Here is an 18,527-nt window from a genome sequence, read left to right as displayed (position 1 = left end):
CAGGGAGCAGGGGAAGCCGGTCCTGAGTGGCTTTCAGGTCCCGTTCGGCGCAGGGTCGGGAGGTTGACCTCGGGCCGCCGCCGCTCCCCGCGCCCGCGGCCTACTCGGGCGTGGTGGTGTCGAGCAGGCCCGCGAGTGACCTGACCACCTCGGCGGCCAGCACCGCCTGGCCCGATGCGGAGAAGTGGATGCCGTCCGCGCTGAGCAGGTCCGGCCGGTCGTTGACCGGGTGGTCCGCCATGTCGATGACGAGGGCACCGTGGTCGCGGGCCACCTCGCGGGTGATGGCGTTGACGGTGCGGACCCGGTCCGGCCAGTCGGGGAACCCCGGGACGACGAAGGCCCGCCCGAGCGTGAACGTGGTCAACTGCGCTCCGGTACCGGCGGCGAGTGCGAACAGCTGCCGCAACTTCCCTTCGATGACGGTGAAGTCAGGCCGCGCGTGGAACAAGTCGTTCGCACCACAGGGCAGATGGAGCAGGTCGGGGGCGAATTCGGCGATCCGGTCGAACTGTGTCGCCAGGGCTCCGGCGGTGGTCGCACCCACCTCGGCGAGGTTCAGGTAGGCCAGATCGGGGTGGACGCGGCGCAGCACGTCGGCGACCCGGTCGGGCCAGCCCAGGCTGGCGTAACCAGGGCTGGGGCCGCCCGTTCCCGCGGAGAGGCTGTCGCCGATGCCGGCGAAGCGCCGCCAGGGGGCGCGGGCGAGGAGTTCGGCGGCACGGGGCGATGGCAGGCAGAAAGGATCGGTCTCCTCGGTGCGGGAGCTCGCTTCGATGAGCATGAAGTAAACGTACGACCGTTCGTGTGTGCCTGGCAAGACGTGGCAGGATGGAGCCATGAGCGAGCCGGACCCGCCCCAGGAAGCCACCGACCAACGCCTCCTGCGCGGCGCGCGGGCCAGGGCGGCGATCTCTCGGCACGCGGTCGATGTGGCCTCGCTCGAAGGGCTCACCGGTCTGAGCATCGGCCGTCTGGCAGCCGACCTCGGACTCAGCAAGAGCGGCATCGCCACCCTCTTCGGGTCCAAGGAGAACCTGCAGTTGGCCGTCGCCGCCACGGCCCGCGAGGTCTTCCTCGACGCGGTCGTCAGCCCCGCCTCGAACGCCCCGAGCGGTGGCGCCAGGCTGCGGGCGCTGACGGAGTACTGGCTCGCCTATGTCCGGGCGCCGCTCTTCGCGGGCGGCTGCTTCTGGGCCGCCGGCCTCGCCGACTTCGACAGCCGGCCGGGCCCGGTCCGTGACGAGCTGATCCGCCACCGCCGGCACTGGCTCGCCCTGCTCACCGGCGAGTTCGAGCAGGCCCTCGCCGCCGGCGAGGCTCCCGATCTCGATCCCGAACTCGCCGCCTTCCAGCTCGACGCGGTCCTCGTCGCCGCGAACACCGCCCTGCGGCTCGGCGACGAGGACACCCCGGAGAAGGTCCGCCGTGTGCTCGACGGGCTTCTCACGCCGAGGCGCCAGGCCGACGAGCGGTAGCCCGGCCAGGAGTGCCCGCGGCGCGGGAGTGCCGCGGGCGCAAGGGCGGCGGGCGGTGGCGGGTGCAAGAGCGGCGGGTGCGCAAGGGCGGCAAGCGCGGGCGGCGGTCAGGCGTCCCCGGTGCCCGCGAGGCCCTCGCGCTTGAGGCGGCGCCAGGCGATGGCGAAGCCGACCGGGGCCGCGACGCACGCGCCGATCAGCATGGGCAGGCCCAGGCGGGCGCCGCCGAAGTGGACGGCCAGCCCGACGACGAGGGCGGAGACCAGGCCGGAGACCAGGAACTGCTTGAGCTTGCCCCGGTAGGTGCGGCCGAGGAAGAGGCGCTGGTCCGGCGTGGCCGGCAGGTCGTCGAGCCGGGCCGCGGGGCCGGCGGTGGCCGCCTTCGGGCGCTTGAAGTACAGGAAGTAGAGCCACTGGCCGCAGGGCTCCCAGCCCTCCGGGACGAGCCCGGCCACGATGGACGGGCGGTCGCGCAGGCTCACCGCGGTCTCCCGGCGGTACTCCCAGCGCATGGCGGCGTCCGGTGAGCGACGGCAGACGAAGCGGCCGAGGCGGTCGAGCCCCTCCACCTCCCAGCCCTGGTCGCCGTAGTGGTTGAGGTACTTGCGGTCGGTGTAGATGTCGGCGGCCCACTTCCAGGTCTCCGCCCCCGCCTCGGGCCGCTCGTCGACCCGGCCCGAGGTCAGGCGCGCGGCGAACTCCTGCGGCGCGCCGAACTCCTCGTACGGGTCGGGGGATCCGCTCTCGGCGAGATAGCCGCCGAGGTCGGCGACGGTGGCGGTGACCTCGGCGTCCGGCAGGCCGGCGGCGCGCAGCCGCCCGGCCAGGTCCGCGAGGTAGGCCGCGCCCGCCTCGCCCGGGACGCTGGTGGCGCCGCTGTCGGACTCCGTGCTGCTGCTCGTCATGGTGCTCCCCCTGGTTGCGTGTTGCTCAGCATCGACTTCACCGCCGTGTGGAACTCCCGCCAGGAGGCACCCTGTTCGGCGAGCTCCTGGCGGCCCTGATCGGTGAGCTGGTAGTAGCGGCGCCCCGGTCCGCGCTCGGCGGCTCTGAACTCGCCGACCGCCAGGCCGGCTTCCTCAAGCCTGTTGAGCACCGGATAGAGGGTGCCGCCCTTGATCTCACCGAGCCCGGCTCCGGCCAGGGCCTTGGAGATCTCGTACCCGTAGCTCTCGCCCTCGGTCAGGCAGGCGAGCACGAGCAGGTCGAGAACGCCCTTGAGCCAGCTGGATCTGCGGTCTGTGGCCATGGGTGTATTCCATCACCAGCTAGATAGGAATGCAACCTAGATGGGAGTCCGATCCGATCTGGGGGATCCGAGCCGAGCGAGCGGCGTCACGCTCCCGCGCGGCCGGGGCCGTCCGCCGGGGAGCCGCCGTCAGGGCCGCAGCGGCGGGTGGTGCGGGTCGAGCAGGCCGCGCGCGGCCAGGTAGCCGTGCAGCGGAGTGGTGTCCGGGTAGTGGCCCCACTGGTGGTCGCCCGCCGACTGGCCGGGGGCGGCCAGCGGGGCGCCGAGCAGCTGGCGCTGGACCGGGGTGAAGGCCACGGCCGCCGGGGAGGCGAGCAGCGCGGAGTTCTCGTCCCGGTTGTGCGACCAGCGGTGCGAGTAGGCGATGAAGACGCCCTTGCGGGTCAGCTCCGAGTGGTTGCCGGTGCGGGTGTGCCAGAGCCGGCGGTCGAAGAAGACGGCGTCGCCGGGCTCGGCGGTGACCTCCACGGCACCGGGCGGCTCGGGCCAGCGGATGTCGCGGCGCGGCGGGCCGTCGATCCGGTTGCTCAGGTGACTGCCCGGCACCACCTTGAAGTTGCCGCGGCCCGGCACGGAGACGTCGGAGAGCCAGAAGGCGACCTTGACCGACAGGCGCGGGCGCGGCTCGGTCTCCAGCTCGCGGTTCTGCCGCCCGCCGTCCTGGTGCCACTCGAAGCGGTAGGGCTTGGGGACCCGGATCGGCGGATGCACGTCCAGGTGCGAGTGGTAGACGTGCACGTTCCAGCCGAGCACCGACCAGACCAGCGGGAAGGTGCTGGGATGGTCGGTCAGGTGCACCGCCTCCGGCAGCGCGGCCACCGCGCCGAGCCGGTGCATCGAGCCGTCGGCGCCCACCCGGCCGGCCGCGCGCTCCTGGGCGTACACCCGGTCCAGTGCGCGGGAGTAGCGCTCGACCTCGTCGTCGGTGAGGGCGGCGGGTACCACCAGGTAGCCGTCCCGCTCGAAGCGGGCGCGCTGCTCGGTGGTCATCGCACGTGCGGTCCGCGTGGTGCTCGTGGTCATGGTCTCTCCAGCTGTGGCAGTCGACATGGCTGTGGCAGTCGGTGGTTCGCCGGCCGTGGCGCCCGGTTCGCTCCCGTCCGAAACGCGGCCCGGCTCGGGCGGGTTGACACCGCGCGATGTGACAAGGGCCACAGGCTCGGGAGACAACCCACCGCACACGCCTCGCGTTCTTGGACGGTGCGGCAGCGAACGGCACCGCACCGGAACTCGAGGAGACGGCGTGCGGCGCAGCGAACGGGAAGCCCGGTTCGAAGAGTTCGTGCTGGCCCGCTCCCCCTCCCTGCTGCGCCTGTGCCACCTGCTGACGAACGACCGGGGCCTGGCCGAGGACCTGCTGCAGACCGCGCTCGCCAACTGCTACCGACGCTGGGACCAGGCCAGCTCCCAGGGCCGAGAGGAGGCCTACGTGCGGGCCGCGATCGTCAACACGCACATCAGCACGGTGCGTCGGCGCAGGCTGCAGGAGATCCTGACGCTGCAACTCCCGGAGACCGGCCGGGACGAGGCCTCGGCCGCCGTGGACGACCGCGACCTGCTGCGCCGGGCGCTGGCCGGGCTCGCACCGCGGACCCGGTCCGCCGTGGTGCTGCGGCACTACGTCGGACTGACCGAGGCGGAGGCGGCGCAGACCCTCAGCTGTTCGGTGGGCAACATCAAGCGGCTCAGCTCGCGTGGACTCGCGCAGCTGCGCACCGCGATGGGCCACCAGCCCTCCGGCGCCTCGGGGTTGACGGGTGTGCCGGGCACGGCGGGTGCCACGGAAACCGCTGACACCACAGACATCACGGACACCACAGACACCACGGACAGCACGGACACGGCCGGTGCCGCGGCGGCGGGCACCGCCAGCGAACCGCCAGCGGCGAGCGCGGCGAACCCGCTGAGCGCGCCCGGCGCGCCGCACTCGCCGCGCCTGCCGAGTCCACCGCGGCTGCCCGGCCGGCCGACCACGAAGATCAGCGGAGCGCCGCTGCGCGCGATGCAGGGAGCCACCCGATGAGCACCCCGCCCGAGCCGTTCCCCGAGCCGTTCCCCGAGTGGTCCTCCGAGTGGTCCGAGGAGCGCCTGGAGCACGAACTGGCCGCACTGGCCGGCGCCATCGAGCTGCCGTCGCCCGAGTTCCAGCACCGGCTGCGCGACCGGATCGCGCAGACCCGCCGCCGGCGCCGGGCCGTACGGCTGGCGGGCGTCGCGGTCGGCGCCGCCGCCGCGCTGGCCCTGGCGCTGACCGTCTCGGTCCCCGACCGGGCCGACCGGGCCGACCGGGCCGACCGGGCCGACCGGGCGGTGCCGCCGGCCACCGCGACGTCCTCGCCGACCGCCCCGGCCGGGCCGCCATCGAACCCGAGCGCCCCAGCGGCCGGCAATCCGACCGACAGCACTCTGCCCTGGTGGGTCTACGGCCTGACGGCCGACAGTCCGGACTACTCCCTGCAGTTGACCTCGTACTGGGACCAGCAGGGCGGGGGCCCGCACGACGAGGTGCGGCTGCTGGACGACGAACCGATCGGCGACCAGTTCGTCCTGCTGGCCACCGGTCGTCAGCCGGACGGCCGGCAGCGGCTCCTGCTGCTGCGCAGCAACCTGAGCGGCGAGCAGGGTCTGACCGGCGCCACCCTGCAGCTGCTGGCCGACCGGCCGGCGCCCGTCCTGCCCGCCGCGCCGATCGCGCTGCTGGTCAAGGACCCGGCCGCGGCCCGCACCACCGTGGACGTACTGGCCCCGCCCTGCCTGGCCGGCACGCGGATGCTGAACGTGGACAACGTCCCCGCCGACGGCAACGGGCAGTGGCAGCAGATCCACCCGGGCATCTGGCGGACCGACACGGCGACCGGGGACGCCGGCCGGTTCGCGCTCAGCTGCGCCGGCGTCAGTGACGGTGCCCAGTACCAGCTGTCGCGCGACGGGGGGCCGCTTCCGCTGCCCGCCGGAACGGTCTCGCTGCTCATCGGCGAGTGAGCGCGCGGGAGGCACCGGTGGGGAGCGGGCGCTGACAGACTGCTGACGGACCCGCCGCGCCTGTGAAGGAGCCTCCCCGTGCCGCTGGACGTCGACGACGCGTCACCCGACCGCACCACGTTCGAGGACCGGGACAGCTGCGATCCGGGCGGCGACGATCCCGCGGCCGCCCTCCCGCCCACCGAGCGCCGCAACCCGGCCAGTCTGGAGCTGGACCGGTTGGACACCGCGGCGGTCCTGCGGCTGATCAACGACCAGGACGCGACCGTGCCCGGGGCCGTCCGGGCCGCGCTCCCCCAGCTGGCCGAGCTGGTCGAGGCCGGCCTGCGGACGCTGCGCGCGGGCGGCCGGGTGCACTACTACGGCGCCGGTACCGGCGGGCGGATCGCCCTGGGCGACGCCGTCGAGCTGGGCCCCACCTACGGCGTGGGCGAGGAGGCGTTCGTGGCCCACCTGGCGGGCGGCCCACCCAGTGCCGCTGTCGCCCGGGAGGGGGCCGAGGACGAGCCGCCGGAGCCGGCCGAACGGGACGCCCCGGTCGCCGGCGACCTGGTGATCGGGGTGACCGCGAGCGGCGGCACCCCGTACGTGCTGGGCGCGCTGCGGGCGGCCCGCGCGGCGGGGGCGACGACCGCGCTGCTCTCCGGCCATCCGCAGGCCCCGGCGGCCGCCTTCGCGGACCTGCACGTGCTGCTGGAGACCGGGCCCGAGGTGGTCACCGGCTCGACCCGGATGAAGGCGGGCACCGCCCAGAAGCTCGCGCTCAACGCCTTCTCCACCGCGCTGATGGTGCGCAGCGGACGGACCTGGTCCAACTTGATGGTCAGCGCCTCCGCCCGCAACGCCAAGCTGCGCGAGCGGGCGGTGCGCACCCTGGTGGCGGCCTGCCGGGTGACCGGGGAGCAGGCCGGCGCGGCGCTCGACGCGTGCGGCCAGGAGACCGTGACCGCCCTGGTGGTCCTGGTCGGCGGCTGCTCACCGGAGCGGGCCAGGGCGGCGCTCGCCGCCAACCACGGGCACCCGTGGGCGGCGGTGCGCGGGCTGCGGCCCGGGGCCGAGCGGTGAGCCGGCTCTTCCTGGGCGTGGATGGCGGCGGCAGTTGGTCGCGTGCCGTGCTGCTGGACGCGGCGGGCCGGGAGTGCGGGCGCGGCGCGGTCCCGGGGCGCAACGCGACGGCGGAGGGCGCGGAGGCCTCGATCCGGTCGCTCGCCGCCGCGGTGCGCGAGGCGCTGGGCGAGCGGGCGGCGGACCGAGCGGCGGACCGAGCGGCGGACCGAGCGGCGGACCGGGTGGCGGACCGGGTGGCGGACCGGGTGGCGGACCGGGTGGCGGACCGGGTGGCGGACCGGGTGGCGGGGTGCGCGGTCGGGCTGGCCGGCTTCCGGGCGCTGGCCGATCGCGCGCGGTTCGCCGAAAGCTGCCGGGCGGCCTTCGGCATCGCGGCGCCGGTGGCGCTGTATCCGGACGCGGTGCCCGCCTTCGCGGCCGGGACCGACCGGCCCGCGGGCGCCGTGCTGATCGCCGGGACCGGGACGGTCTGCTGCCTGGTGAGCGACCGTCGGGTGGAACGGTTCGGCGGCGGCCTGGGCTGGCTGCTCGGCGACGAGGGCGGCGGCTTCTGGCTCGGCCGCCAGGCGGTGCGCCTGGCGCTCGCCGAGCCGACCGGGCCGCTGGGCGGCGCCGTGCTGCGCCACTGCGCGGCGGCCGATGGGCGCGAACTGCTGCGCTGGGCCTACGACGGGCCGCCGCGGCGGTTGGCGGCGCTCGCACCGCTGGTCAGCACCGCCGCCGAGGCCGGCGACGGGGCCGCGCTGGCGATCGCCGAGCGGGCGGCGGGCCACCTCGCGGAGCTGGTCCGGTCGATGGACGGCCCTCCTGGTCCGCTGGTGCTGGCCGGCTCGGTGGCCGTCACCCCGGGGCCGGTGCGCCGCCACCTGCTGACGCTGCTGACCGATCCGCGCGGCGGCCACCCCGGCCCGGTGACCACCGCCGGGGACCCGGCGCTCGCGGCCGCCCGGCTGGCCCTGATGGACCATCAGGACGCCTGATCGGCGGCCGGCCCGCCGCCGGGCCGCTCAGGCGGCCGCGCCCGCGTAGTGCGGCATCCCGTCGAGGGTGGTGACCTTCTCGCCCGCGCGCAGCATCATGTCGAGCATCGGACGGGTGCTCAGCATCCGGTTGCGCAGCGCGGCGCCCAGCCGACCCTTGGGGGCCAGGAACCGCCCGGTGCGGTCGCCGCCCTGCTGGCAGCGCTCGGCGAACCCGCGCAGCCGGGCCTCGTAGGCGGCGAAGGCGGTGATGTGGTCGCCCTCAGCGGTGGCGAGTTCACCCGCGAGCACGTAGGCGGCGGTGATCGCGGTGCCGGTGCCCATGCCACCCAGGGTGGCGCCGCAGGCGGCATCGCCGATCAGGGCCACCCGGCCCTTGGACCAACTGGGCAGGTCGGCCCGGCTGATCGAGTCGAAGTAGAGGTCGTCGGCGCCGTCCAGGGTGGCTAGCAGCGCGCGGGCGTGCCAGCCGGTGCCGGCGAAGGCATCGGCCAGCATCCGCTTCTGGGCCTGGACGTCGCGGTGGTGGATCGGCAGCCGCGGGGAGGCGAGGAAGAGGGTGGCGTGGGCCCAGCTGGTGTCGCGCGGGTCGACGGCCAGGCCCACGCCACGGCCGGGCTCGTTGTACATCACGGTGCCCTCGGTGGCGGCGAAGCCGGGGTTGGGGGTGCGCCAGCCTGCCACGTAGTAGCCGAGGTGGCGCACGAAGCGCTCCTCGGGGCCGAAGACCAGTTGACGGGTGCGGGAGTGGATCCCGTCAGCGCCGATCACCAGGTCGAAGGTGCGCTCGGGGCCGTGCTGGAAGGCGACCCGCACGCCGTCGGGCTGCTCGCTGATCGCGGTGACGGAGTCGCCGAAGAGGTACTCGGCACGGTCCTCGCTGTGCCGGTGCAGCAGCGCGGCCAGGTCACCGCGCCGGACCTCCAGCTCACCGCCGGTGAACTCGCCCGGCAGGTGAAGCAGTTCGCGACCGCTCGCGTTGACGAAGGACATCGGGCTGCCGCCGGTGCGCAGTTCCCGCAGTTCGTCCAGGATGCCCATCCGCTCCAGCACGGTGCGATGGGTCGCGCCGCGGAAGTCGACGGCGTGGCCGCCGGAGCGCAGTTGCGGGGCCAGCTCGACGATGGTGGGGCAGAAGCCGAAGCGCCCGAGCCAGAAGGCAAGGGCGGGGCCGGCGACGGAGGCTCCGGAGATCAGCACGCGGGTGTTCCTCATGGCGTCCCCCTGTGGGCGCAGATCGGATCTAGTACTGCGTCCGGCGGACTCAGTAGCTTCTGTGTACAGTAGACACCGTTCTTGACGACCCGTCAAACAAGCAGGCAGGGCAGGGCGAACCAGGAGGCGGCGATGGGGCCAGCGGAGTCGGCGGAATCGGCCGGGACAGCAGGGACGGCCAGGCCGGCGGAGACGCCGGAAGCGGCGGACAGCACCTACCAATTGCTCTGGGGCAGCCGCCCTCAGTCCCGGCGCGGGCCGAAGCCCGCCCTGACCCTGGAGCGGATCGCCGCCGCGGCGATCGAGGTCGCCGATGCCGAGGGCATGGCCGCGGTCTCGATGCAGCGGGTGGCCGGGGCGCTCGGCAAGACCAAGATGTCCCTCTACCGCTACCTGCCGGGCAAAGCGGAGCTGGTCGCGGTGATGACCGACATCGCGATGGGCGAGCCGCCCGCACCGGTGGCCCCACCCGGGGACTGGACCGCCGGCCTGACCCACTGGGCCCGGCAGCTGTCAGCCGCCCTGGCCCGCCACCCCTGGCTGCTGGAGACCACGGTCGGGCCGCGCCTGCTCGGCCCCAACGAGCTGGGCTGGCTTGAGGCGGCGCTGCTGTCGCTGGACGGTACCCCGCTCCGCGGCGCCGAGCGGACGGACGCCGTGCTGGTGGTCGCCGGTCACATCCGCGGCATCGCGCTGCAGGCCCGGGCCACCGCGCCGGGCGAACTCACCGAAACCCAACTGGCCGCCGGGATGGCCCGGGTGGTGCGGTCCCATGGCGAGCGGTACCCCGCCGTCAGCACCGCACTGCTCGACGCCGCCGCGAACGGCGGGCAGGACCAGGGCCTGGACTTCGGGCTGCGCTGCATCCTCGAAGGGCTGCGCACGCTGATCGAGCAGGCCCGCTGATCAACTCTCCCGAGCCGCGGGCGACGCCGGGGCGGGCAGAACCTGCCCTGCCGGCGCCGGGTCGAGCGGTGACAGGTCGGGCGCCGGGGCCGGTCCGGGCGCGGCGGCGGCCGGGATCCGCTCGGGGCTGAACTGCTCGCTGACCCAGAGCCGGCCCCCGCCGCGGCAGTCGACCAGGTAGTCCCGCCCGACGCTCCAGGGCCGCGCGGGGCCGTAGGGCCAGGAGCGCGGGGCGAAGGAGACCGGGCGGCATCCCAGCAGCAGCCGCCGCTGGGCGAGATGGCGCAGCAGCGGGACCCCGGGCGGTGGCGTGAGCGACTCGGCCAGGTGGGCGGGCAGATAGGCCTGACTGCCCGCGAGCGTGGCCCCCTCGGGGGTGACCAGTCGGTCGCGCCGCAGCACCAGCGGGAGCGCGGCCCCGTCGACCGCCAACGCCTCGCGCACGACCAGCGGAACGGCGGCCGGCTCGACCCGCTCCTGACCGTCCGGCACCGCGTGCACCGGGGTGCCGACCAGCGCCGCCAGCAGCCGGCCGGCGGACCCGTCGAAGGCGAGCAGCAGCCGGGTCACCTCGGGATACGCCCACGGCCGTCCGGCCGGCCGCTCGGCCACCTCCGATCCGGGCACCACGGCACGCACCTCAGCTCTCATCGCCCAGGCGTCAGCTCGGTTGCCTGTCAACAGTTCTGACTGGAAGTCAATTATAGACACCAGGCAATTCATGAACGCAAGTCCTACTTTGCTCTCAAGTCACAGTTGCTCACAAGGGATGGCGCGACAGACCCACGGAGGTTCCGGCCGGGCGAGGACCTGCCCGCGAGGCCCGGCCCGGCCGGCCGAGGCCCGCACAAGTCTGCGGAGAATAGTTAGACCGTGGTATAAAAATGCGTCGGTGCGGGCTACCCCTACTCAGCCGACCTGGGCCGAGCCGAACGCCGAGCCGAAGAGGAGACCCGCATGGACCCGCGTCCGTCCGCCGCCGCCCCCACCCTCGGCCGCCGCGAACGCAACAAGCAGCGGGTCCGCGAGCGCCTCTACGCCGCCGCCATCGACCTGTTCATGGCCAAGGGCTACGACCACACCTCGATCGACGAGATCGCCGAGCGCGCCGATGTGGCCCGCGGCACCTTCTTCAACTACTTCCAGCGCAAGGAAGACCTGATCACCGCCTGGGGCGAGCGGCGCCGCTACAACCTGATGGAGCTGCTGGCCGAGAGCGAGGGCGGCGGCAGCAGCCCGATCGGCCAGCTGACCCACTGCATGACCGTCCTCGGCCGGCTCAACTGGGAGGAGCGGGGCCTGACGGTCGCCATGCTCACCGCCTGGGTCAAGGCCGGGCGGCCGATCCTGGAGGAGCCGTACGTCGCCGAGATCTTCGCCGGGATCGTCAAGGCGGGCGTCGCGCAGGGCGAGTTCCGGCAAGGCCTGGAACCCGAGCAGGTCGGCAACGTGCTGCGCGACCTCTACCTCGGCGCCCTCTACCGCTGGACCAGCGAGCCCGAGGCCGGCGGCCCCGAGGCACTGGGCCTGGAACTGCACGCCATCCTGCGGCTGCTGCTGGCCGGCGTGGCGGCCCCACCCCAGCCGTAGGCGCACCCCAAACCGTGACCCCAGCCCGGCCACAGGGCGCACCCAGCCGTAGGCACACCCCGGCCGCACCCGCGCCCTCGGGCCGGCCGGGCGCGGCCCGGTCGCCTACCTGATTGGGCGTATGTCGCACGGATGGACCGCAACCGTCACGACCTACCGTCAGCTCATGGCAACGCCCACCCAGAGGCCTGGCGGCCTGCAGCGGCTCGGACACTGGTGCGCCCGACACTGGGCGGTGGTGCTCATCGGCTGGCTGGTCGCGCTGGGCGGGCTGCACGGGCTGCAGAACAGCATCGGCGGCACCTACTCCGACGACTTCTCGCTGCCCGGCGTCCAGTCGCACACCGGGCAGGAGGTCCTCGCCGCCCATGCCCCGAGCTCCGGCGGCAACGGCTCGCAGATCGTGCTGCACGACCCGAGCGGCCCGCTGACAGACGCCTCGGGCCCGATCGGCCAGAGCGTCACCGCGCTGCAGCAACTGCCGCACGTGCTCTCCGTGGTGAACCCGCTGCCCGCCCCCGGCGCCCCGCCGACCGGCGCGCTCTCGGCCGACCAGACGATCGGCTACATCACCGTCCGCTTCGAGGCCAACCCCTCCGTCTACGGCACCGACTACCTGCACGGGGTGGACAGCGCGGTGGCGCCGATGCGGGCGGCCGGCCTGGAGGTGGAGTACGGCGGGCCGCTCGGCGAACTGGCCAGGCCCGACACCAAGGACCTGACCAGCGAGGCGATCGGGTTCGCGGTCGCCGTGGTGGTGCTGGTGATCGGCTTCGGCAGCCTGATCGCGGCCGGACTGCCGCTGCTCAGCGCGCTGATCGCGGTGATCGTCGGCCTGGCCTGCCTGAGCCTGCTGGCCATCGCCCTGACCTTCGCGAGCGTCTCGCCGACCCTGGCCACCATGATCGGGCTCGGCGTGGGCATCGACTACGCGCTCTTCCTGATCACCCGGCACCGCCAGTTGCTGATGGACGGGGCCGAACCGGCCACCGCCGCCGGGCAGGCGGTGGCCACCAGTGGCCGGGCGGTGGTGGTCTCCGGCTGCACCGTGGTGATCGCCCTGGCCGGCCTCTCCGTCTCCCGGGTGAGCTTCATCGCCCTGCTCGGCGTCGCCGCGATGGTCACGGTGGTGACCGCGGTGCTCGGCGCGATCACCCTGGTGCCGGCGCTGCTCGGGCTGATCGGGCGGCGGATCGACCGGTTCTCCCTGCGCACCCCGGTGGCGGAGAGCAGCCCGGTGAGCGCCGAGAAGGGCGCGGGCTTCTGGCACCGCTACGCCCGCCGGGTCGAGCGCCGCCCGTGGTGGTTCCTGGCCAGCGGCCTGGTGGTGATCGGGGTGCTGACGATCCCGCTCTTCTCGATCCGGCTCGGCCACATCGACGACGGCGCCGACCCGACCAGCTTCACCGACCGGCGCGCCTTCGACCTGATCTCCGAGGGCTTCGGACCGGGTGCCAACGGACCGCTGACCATCGTGATCGACCAGAGCGGCGTGCCGGCCGGCGAGCAGCAGGCGCTGCTGACCAACCTGCAGCACGCGCTCACCGGCGTGCCGAACGCGGCCAGCATCAGCCCGCTGCAGCCCACCTCGGACGGCCAGGTGCTGATCGCCACCGCGATCTCCACCGGCGCGCCGCAGGACGCCGTGACCACCAGCCTCTTCAACCACCTGAAGGACGACTCGCTGCCGCAGGGCACGACGGGCACCGCCGCCAAGGGCTACCTGACCGGCACCACCGCGGCCCAGCTGGACTTCCTGGAGCTGGTCGCCAAGCGGCTGCCGCTCATCATCGCGGTGGTGGTGGGCCTGGCCTTCATCATCATCCTGACCGTCTTCCGCGGTCTGCTGGTGGCGCTGAAGGCGGCGGTGCTCAACCTGCTCTCGATCGGCGCCTCCTACGGCGTGGTGGTGGCCGTCTTCCAGTGGGGCTGGGGCGGCCCCGCGCTCGGGGTCTCCGGGACGGTGCCGATCGAGAGCTACGTGCCGATGATGATGTTCGCCATCGTCTTCGGCCTGAGCATGGACTACGAGGTCTTCCTGCTGGCCCGGGTGCACGAGGACTGGGTCAGGACCGGCAACAGCAAGGACGCCGTGGCGCACGGCCTGGAGATCACCGCCCGGGTGATCACCTGCGCCGCGCTGATCATGGTCAGCGTCTTCGCGGCCTTCATCCTGAGCGACAACATCGTGGTCAAGATGCTGGGCCTGGGCCTGGCGGTGAGCGTCCTGGTCGACGCCACGGTGGTGCGGCTGCTGCTGGTCCCCGCGGTGTTGACGCTGCTGGGCCCGCGCGCCTGGTGGCTGCCGCGGTGGCTGGACCGGATGCTGCCCAAGGTGAACGTCGAAGGGGACTGACGCGGCGTCAGATCAGCTGGGCCAGACCGGCCCTGGAGGCGATGCCGAGCTTCGGGTAGGCCTTGTAGAGGTGGTGGCCCACGGTGCGGGGGCTGAGGAAGAGCTGGGCGGCGATCTCCCGGTTCGACAGGCCCTTCGCCGCGAGCCGGGCGATCTGCTCCTCCTGCGGGGTCAGCCCGGCCAGCGGCCCCGCCGCAGCGGCCACCGGGGTGGCCGATCCGGCCGCGCCCAGCTCGGCGCGGGCCCGCTCCACCCAGGGGCCGGCGCCGAGCCGCTCGAAGACCTCCAGGGCGGCGCGCAGCCTGGTCCGGGCCTCGGCCTTGCGCCGGTCACGGCGCAGCCACTCGCCGAACAGCAGCTCCGTGCGGGCCAGTTCGAACGGCCGGCCGGCGACCGCGTGCAGCTCAAGGGCCGCCAGGTAGCCCGACTCGGCGAGCTCGGCCGGCCCCAGCAGCGCCTGGCAGCGCAGCACCAGCGCGCGGGTCCAGGCCGGCTCGCCGATCCGCTCCGACCAGGTCGCGAACCGCTCGAAGGCGACCTCGGCCCGCTCGGGGCAGCCCAGCCGGACGGCCGCCTCCACCAGGTCGGGCACGGTGCGGATGGCCGACAGGTGGTTGCGGTACACCCCGGCGGTGTGCGGCTCCAGGCGCTCCACCACCTCGGCGGCCCGGCCCTGACCGAGGTCGTGCAGGGCCAGCGCCCACTGGCTCCAGGACGTCCCGGCGGCCGGGGCGCCCCAGGCCGTCGCCTGGTCGGCCAGCGCCTCGCCGACCCGCCGCGCGACCAGCTCGCCCTCCCCTCGCAGCGCCGCCAGATAGGCCTCCAGCGCCGAGAGTTGGCTGATCCACTGGGGCTGGGCGGTGTCCCGGGCCAGGGCCAGGCCCTCGGCCGCGGCGAGTTCGGCGTCCCGGTGGCGGCCGTGGAAGAGTTCGGCCTCGGCGAAGAAGAAGAGCAGCGTGGGCAGCAGGCCGATCGCCCCGGCGGCCCGCGCCTCGGCGACCAACTCCGCGGCCAGCTGGTAGGTTTCCGCGTCCCGGCCGGGGATCAGCGAGGCGCCGCAGAGCTGCACCAGCTCGCGCGGGCTGTCCACGCCGGCCGCCCTGGCCAGCTCGACGGCCTCGCTCAGCGGACGGGCGGGCGGCACCGGCAGGCCCAGCGGCCGGCCGGCGGCCGAGATCAGGTAGTCGACCAGCGGGGCGCTCGGGTCCGCGGGCCGCAGGTCGAGCGCGGAGAGGCGGCCCAGCAGGTCGAGCACCCGCTCCTCCCCCAGGTACCAGGCGGTGTGGAAGGCCTGCAGCAGCAGCCGCGCCGACAGCGCCGGGTCGATCTCGCGCGCGGCGCCGCGCAGCAGCAGGCGGTGCGCCTCGGGATAGCCGCCGCGCCAGAACTCGGCGGTCGCGCGCACCCAGTCCAGCACGGCCAAGGTGAAGGGCTCGTCGGCCAGTTCGGCGCCGCGCTGGGCGAGCGACGCGGCCCGGTCCGCCTCCGCGGCGTCCAGCGCCGATTCGGCGGCCAGCAGCAGGCAGCGGATGACCCGCTCGCGGTCGGGAGCCAGCTGCGCGGCCCGCTCGTAGGCGGCGGCCGCGCCCGAGTGCCCGCCGCGGGCCACGGCCCGGCGCGCGGTGCCCTCCAGCGCCTCGGCCAGCTCGCCATCGGGGGCGGTCGCGGCCAGCGCGAGGTGCCAACTCCCGCGGTCCACTTCGCCGGTGTCCAGCAGTGCGGCGCCCAGGGCCCGATGGGTCGCCAGCTTCCGGTCCAGCGGCGCGCTCTCCAGGATCGCGGCGCGCAGCAGCGGATGGCGCAGCGTGCAGCGCCCGTCCGGGGTGCGCCGCAGCAGGCCCGCCTGCTCGGCGGCGGCCAGGTGCCCGGCGCCCGCACCGAGCGCCTCGGCGGCCGCCAGCACGGTCGCCAGCTCACCGCTCTCCTCGGCGGCGGCCACCAGGAGCAGCGTCCTGCTCGGCTCGGGCAGCCGCGCGACCTGACCGTGGAAGGCCGCTCTGAGCCGCTCGGTGAGCGCCAACTCGCCGCCCTGGTAGTCCTGGTCACCGGCGAGCGCGGCGGGCAGCTCGGTCAGCGCGAGCGGGTTGCCGCGCGCTTCCGCCAGTACCCGGTAGTGCAGGCCGACCCTGCTCCGGTCACCCAGGCCGGAGTGGGCCGCGAGCAACTCGGCGGCGGCCGACGGGTCCAGCGGCGCCAGCCGCAGCTCGGGCAGGCCTGGCGCGGGGAACGCCCCCTCGCCGTCCCGGGCCGCGAAGAGCAGCACCACCCCCTCGCTCCCCAGGCGCCGGGCGGCCAGCAGCAGCGCGTCGGAGGAGGAGTGGTCCAGCCACTGCGCGTCGTCCACCAGGCAGAGCAGCGGCCGCCGCGCGGCCAGTTCGGCCAGTAGTCCCAGCGCGGCCAGTCCGGTCAGCAGCCGGTTGGCCGGGCCACCCGCCTCGGCCAGCCCGAACGCCGCCTCCAGGGCCCGGCGTTGCGGCACCGGCAGCGCCTCGATCAGCGGGACACCGTGCCCGAGCAGCAGGTTGAGGCCGGCGAACGGCAGGTCGGCCTCGTACTCGACGCCGGTCGCCCGGAGCACCTCGAAGCCCTCACCCGCCTGCTCGGCCGCGTACTCCAGCAGCGTGCTCTTGCCGATCCCCGGCTCGCCGCGCAGCACCAGAACCCCGCTGCGACCGTTTTTCGCCCCTGTCAGCAGCTCCGCTATCGCGGCCTGCTCACCCGCTCTCCCGTACAGCATGGGTCGACCATACCTAGGGATGACCGATTCGGCTCGTGCGTATTCAGCCTAACGTTTTGACCTGCAAGAACAACCGCAGAACACAAGATGGGGCAGGAACATGACGAACCTTCAGCAGCTGGCCGAGCACTACATCGCCACCTGGAACGAGACCGACGCGGCCACCCGCCGCAAGCTGATCGACACCCACTGGGCCGCCGAGGCCCGCTACACCGACCCGCTGGCCGAGGTCGCCGGGCGGGACGGCGTGGACGCCGTCATCGGCGCCGTGCAGGCCCAGTTCCCCGGCCTGGTCTTCACCCTCGGCGCGGTGGACGCCCACCACAACCTGGCCCGGTTCACCTGGGACCTCGGGCCGGCCGGGGCCGAGGCGCTGGTCGTCGGCTTCGACGTGCTGGAGGCCACCGAGGACGGCCTGATCGGCGCGGTGCACGGCTTCCTCGACAAGGTCCCCTCTCTCTGAAACCCCAGGGCGCCGGCGGCGACGCCGCCGGCGCCCCTCCCCCAAGGAGCCTGAAGCATGACCACCACCGTTGCCCCCGCCCCGGCCGCCACCGCGGCGCACCAGCCGCACCGCGGCCTGCTGCCCGTCGTGCTCACCGCGAGCTTCGTGACCTCGCTCGACTTCTTCGTCGTCAACGTCGCCATTCCTTCGCTGCAGAACGAGTTGCACGCCGGCCCAGCGGGTGTCCAGTGGGTGGTGGCCGGCTTCGGCCTGGCCCTGGCGGCCGCTCTGGTCCCCGCCGGCCGGCTCGGCGACCGGTTCGGGCGCCGCCGGATCTTCGCGCTCGGCCTGCTGCTCTTCACCCTCTCCTCCGCCGCCTGCGGGCTGGCCCCGACCACCGGGACCCTGATCGCGAGCCGGGTGGTGCAGGGCCTGTCCGCCGCGCTGATGGGCCCGCAGGTGCTGGCCATCCTGCGCGACACCTACTCAGGACCCGCGCAGGCCAAGGCCTTCGGCAGGTACGCGCTCTCGATGGGCATCGGCGCGGTGCTCGGTCAGCTGATCGGCGGCCTGCTGATCCAGGCCGACCTGTTCGGTCTCGGCTGGCGCAGCTGCTTCCTGATCAACGTGCCGGTCGGCGTGGTGGTCCTCTCCCTGGTCAAGCGCTGCGTCCCGGAGTCGAAGGCCCCCGGGAAGACCGGCCTCGACCTGCTCGGCAGCACCCTGATCACCAGCGCGCTGACCGCCCTGGTCCTGCCGCTGATCCAGGGCCAGTCGCAGGGCTGGCCGCTGTGGACCTGGCTCTGCCTGGCCGGCTCGGCCGTCCTCTTCGCGCTCTTCGCCGTGCACCAGTCCCGGTTCGCCGTCCACCCCGTGCTCGACCCCCGGCTGCTGCGCGAGCCCGGCTTCATCGTCAGCTCGGTGAGCCAGCTCACCTTCAACATGGGACAGGCCTCCTTCTTCCTGGTGCTCGCCATCTACCTGCAGCAGGGCAAGGGCATGAACGCGCTCGGCTCCGGTCTGCTCTTCGTCTCGATCGGCGGCGGCTACCTGCTCACCTCGCTCAGCGCGCACCACGTCTCCGCCCGGCTCGGCCGGCACGCCGTCGCCCTGGGCGCCGTCGGCATGGCCGCGGGCCTGGGTGTGCTCGCCCTGACCGCCGACCAGATCGGCACCAGCGGCAGCGCCTGGTGGCTGGCGCTCGGGATGTTCCTGGACGGGCTCGGCATGGGCCTGGTGATCGCCCCGCTGACCAGTGGAGTGCTGGGCTCGGTGCGGCCGGAGCTGGTCGGCTCGGCCGCCGGAGTGGCGGCGACCACCCCGCAGGTCGGCGGCGCGCTCGGTGTCGCACTGCTCGGCAACCTCTTCTACAGCACGGTCCAGCACGGCTACACCCACGCCTTCAGCCTGAGCATGCTGGTCCTGGTCGCGCTGGAACTCGCGGTGGCCGCGCTCTCCCAGCTGCTGCCGCGGAAGTGACACCCCACTGCCGGACCACCGCCCATTCGTGCCAGAGTGACT

At 74.2% G+C, this 18,527-nt stretch carries 17 protein-coding genes; 10 read left to right on the top strand and 7 right to left on the bottom strand.

Going from position 1 to position 18,527, the window contains the following annotated elements:
* Positions 1-100: 100 nt before the first annotated feature.
* Positions 101-784: an SGNH/GDSL hydrolase family protein gene (locus tag OG455_RS21555; RefSeq protein ID WP_266296083.1), complete on the bottom strand. Its 684-nt coding sequence runs from the start codon at positions 782-784 to the stop codon at positions 101-103.
* 55 nt (positions 785-839) lie between these two features.
* Here OG455_RS21555 and OG455_RS21550 point away from each other — a divergent pair, with 55 nt between their 5' ends.
* Positions 840-1,478: a TetR/AcrR family transcriptional regulator gene (locus OG455_RS21550; protein ID WP_266296081.1), complete on the top strand. Its 639-nt coding sequence runs from the start codon at positions 840-842 to the stop codon at positions 1,476-1,478.
* Positions 1,479-1,585: 107 nt separating this feature from the next.
* Here the strand turns inward: OG455_RS21550 and OG455_RS21545 are convergent, their stop codons facing one another.
* The 3 genes from OG455_RS21545 to OG455_RS21535 all read right to left on the bottom strand — a co-directional run bounded on the left by OG455_RS21545 (position 1,586) and on the right by OG455_RS21535 (position 3,750).
* A complete protein-coding gene (locus tag OG455_RS21545; RefSeq protein WP_266296079.1) occupies positions 1,586-2,383 on the bottom strand; it encodes a hypothetical protein in 798 nt (265 codons plus the stop codon).
* Positions 2,380-2,727, bottom strand: coding sequence for a PadR family transcriptional regulator (locus OG455_RS21540; RefSeq protein ID WP_266296077.1), 348 nt, complete (start codon positions 2,725-2,727; stop codon positions 2,380-2,382). Before OG455_RS21540 ends, OG455_RS21545 begins: the two co-directional genes overlap by 4 nt.
* Before the next feature lie 129 nt (positions 2,728-2,856).
* Positions 2,857-3,750, bottom strand: coding sequence for a phytanoyl-CoA dioxygenase family protein (locus OG455_RS21535; protein ID WP_266296075.1), 894 nt, complete (start codon positions 3,748-3,750; stop codon positions 2,857-2,859).
* A gap of 220 nt (positions 3,751-3,970) precedes the next feature.
* Between OG455_RS21535 and OG455_RS21530 the strand changes: the two genes are divergently transcribed.
* The 4 genes from OG455_RS21530 (at position 3,971) to OG455_RS21515 (ending at position 7,757) form a co-directional block, all read left to right on the top strand.
* A complete protein-coding gene (locus tag OG455_RS21530) occupies positions 3,971-4,750 on the top strand; it encodes a SigE family RNA polymerase sigma factor (RefSeq protein ID WP_266296073.1) in 780 nt (259 codons plus the stop codon).
* Complete coding sequence (locus OG455_RS21525) at positions 4,747-5,709, top strand: hypothetical protein (protein ID WP_266296071.1); 963 nt, start codon at positions 4,747-4,749, stop codon at positions 5,707-5,709. Before OG455_RS21530 ends, OG455_RS21525 begins: the two co-directional genes overlap by 4 nt.
* A gap of 78 nt (positions 5,710-5,787) precedes the next feature.
* Positions 5,788-6,774 carry an N-acetylmuramic acid 6-phosphate etherase gene (locus OG455_RS21520; protein ID WP_266296069.1) on the top strand — a complete coding sequence of 329 codons (987 nt, stop codon included), beginning with the start codon at positions 5,788-5,790 and terminating at the stop codon, positions 6,772-6,774.
* A complete protein-coding gene (locus OG455_RS21515; RefSeq protein ID WP_266296067.1) occupies positions 6,771-7,757 on the top strand; it encodes an N-acetylglucosamine kinase in 987 nt (328 codons plus the stop codon). Before OG455_RS21520 ends, OG455_RS21515 begins: the two co-directional genes overlap by 4 nt.
* 27 nt (positions 7,758-7,784) lie before the next feature.
* On the opposite strand, the gene OG455_RS21510 is transcribed toward OG455_RS21515, so the two are convergent.
* Positions 7,785-8,972, bottom strand: coding sequence for an FAD-dependent monooxygenase (locus tag OG455_RS21510; protein WP_266296065.1), 1,188 nt, complete (start codon positions 8,970-8,972; stop codon positions 7,785-7,787).
* 132 nt (positions 8,973-9,104) lie between these two features.
* On the opposite strand from OG455_RS21510, the gene OG455_RS21505 reads away from it, so the two are divergent.
* Positions 9,105-9,878, top strand: coding sequence for a TetR/AcrR family transcriptional regulator (locus tag OG455_RS21505; RefSeq protein ID WP_266296063.1), 774 nt, complete (start codon positions 9,105-9,107; stop codon positions 9,876-9,878).
* Here OG455_RS21505 and OG455_RS21500 read toward each other — a convergent pair whose 3' ends face one another.
* Positions 9,879-10,508 carry a hypothetical protein gene (locus OG455_RS21500; protein WP_266296061.1) on the bottom strand — a complete coding sequence of 210 codons (630 nt, stop codon included), beginning with the start codon at positions 10,506-10,508 and terminating at the stop codon, positions 9,879-9,881. It lies immediately after the preceding gene.
* 327 nt (positions 10,509-10,835) lie between these two features.
* On the opposite strand from OG455_RS21500, the gene OG455_RS21495 reads away from it, so the two are divergent.
* On the top strand, positions 10,836-11,468 hold the full coding sequence (locus OG455_RS21495; RefSeq protein WP_266296059.1) for a TetR/AcrR family transcriptional regulator: 633 nt from the start codon (positions 10,836-10,838) through the stop codon (positions 11,466-11,468).
* A gap of 166 nt (positions 11,469-11,634) precedes the next feature.
* A complete protein-coding gene (locus OG455_RS21490; RefSeq protein ID WP_266296057.1) occupies positions 11,635-13,824 on the top strand; it encodes an MMPL family transporter in 2,190 nt (729 codons plus the stop codon).
* Positions 13,825-13,831: 7 nt separating this feature from the next.
* Here the strand turns inward: OG455_RS21490 and OG455_RS21485 are convergent, their stop codons facing one another.
* The gene (locus tag OG455_RS21485) at positions 13,832-16,561 is read right to left on the bottom strand and encodes a LuxR family transcriptional regulator (RefSeq protein ID WP_266296055.1); all 2,730 of its coding nucleotides are present in this window, start codon (positions 16,559-16,561) and stop codon (positions 13,832-13,834) included.
* A 100-nt stretch (positions 16,562-16,661) separates the two neighbouring features.
* Between OG455_RS21485 and OG455_RS21480 the strand changes: the two genes are divergently transcribed.
* Together OG455_RS21480 and OG455_RS21475 are read left to right on the top strand one after the other, a co-directional pair.
* Positions 16,662-17,024, top strand: coding sequence for a nuclear transport factor 2 family protein (locus tag OG455_RS21480; protein WP_266296053.1), 363 nt, complete (start codon positions 16,662-16,664; stop codon positions 17,022-17,024).
* Positions 17,025-17,081: 57 nt separating this feature from the next.
* Complete coding sequence (locus tag OG455_RS21475) at positions 17,082-18,485, top strand: MFS transporter (protein ID WP_266296051.1); 1,404 nt, start codon at positions 17,082-17,084, stop codon at positions 18,483-18,485.
* The last annotated feature ends 42 nt before the right edge of the window (positions 18,486-18,527 follow it).

The organism is Kitasatospora sp. NBC_01287 (assembly GCF_026340565.1).
GTDB lineage: Bacteria > Actinomycetota > Actinomycetes > Streptomycetales > Streptomycetaceae > Kitasatospora.
Note: the sequence above shows the minus strand (reverse complement) of the source record. Positions and strands in the feature narration are given on the sequence as shown.

Bases quoted from the DNA above. Each gene is read 5' to 3' on its own strand.
- OG455_RS21555 (WP_266296083.1), bottom strand. From the start codon at position 784: ATGCTCATCGAAGCGAGCTCCCGCACCGAGGAGACCGATCCTTTCTGC.
- OG455_RS21550 (WP_266296081.1), top strand. From the start codon at position 840: ATGAGCGAGCCGGACCCGCCCCAGGAAGCCACCGACCAACGCCTCCTG.
- OG455_RS21545 (WP_266296079.1), bottom strand. From the start codon at position 2,383: ATGACGAGCAGCAGCACGGAGTCCGACAGCGGCGCCACCAGCGTCCCG.
- OG455_RS21540 (WP_266296077.1), bottom strand. From the start codon at position 2,727: ATGGCCACAGACCGCAGATCCAGCTGGCTCAAGGGCGTTCTCGACCTG.
- OG455_RS21535 (WP_266296075.1), bottom strand. From the start codon at position 3,750: ATGACCACGAGCACCACGCGGACCGCACGTGCGATGACCACCGAGCAG.
- OG455_RS21525 (WP_266296071.1), top strand. From the start codon at position 4,747: ATGAGCACCCCGCCCGAGCCGTTCCCCGAGCCGTTCCCCGAGTGGTCC.
- OG455_RS21510 (WP_266296065.1), bottom strand. From the start codon at position 8,972: ATGAGGAACACCCGCGTGCTGATCTCCGGAGCCTCCGTCGCCGGCCCC.
- OG455_RS21505 (WP_266296063.1), top strand. From the start codon at position 9,105: ATGGGGCCAGCGGAGTCGGCGGAATCGGCCGGGACAGCAGGGACGGCC.
- OG455_RS21495 (WP_266296059.1), top strand. From the start codon at position 10,836: ATGGACCCGCGTCCGTCCGCCGCCGCCCCCACCCTCGGCCGCCGCGAA.
- OG455_RS21490 (WP_266296057.1), top strand. From the start codon at position 11,635: ATGGCAACGCCCACCCAGAGGCCTGGCGGCCTGCAGCGGCTCGGACAC.
- OG455_RS21485 (WP_266296055.1), bottom strand. From the start codon at position 16,561: ATGCTGTACGGGAGAGCGGGTGAGCAGGCCGCGATAGCGGAGCTGCTG.
- OG455_RS21480 (WP_266296053.1), top strand. From the start codon at position 16,662: ATGACGAACCTTCAGCAGCTGGCCGAGCACTACATCGCCACCTGGAAC.
- OG455_RS21475 (WP_266296051.1), top strand. From the start codon at position 17,082: ATGACCACCACCGTTGCCCCCGCCCCGGCCGCCACCGCGGCGCACCAG.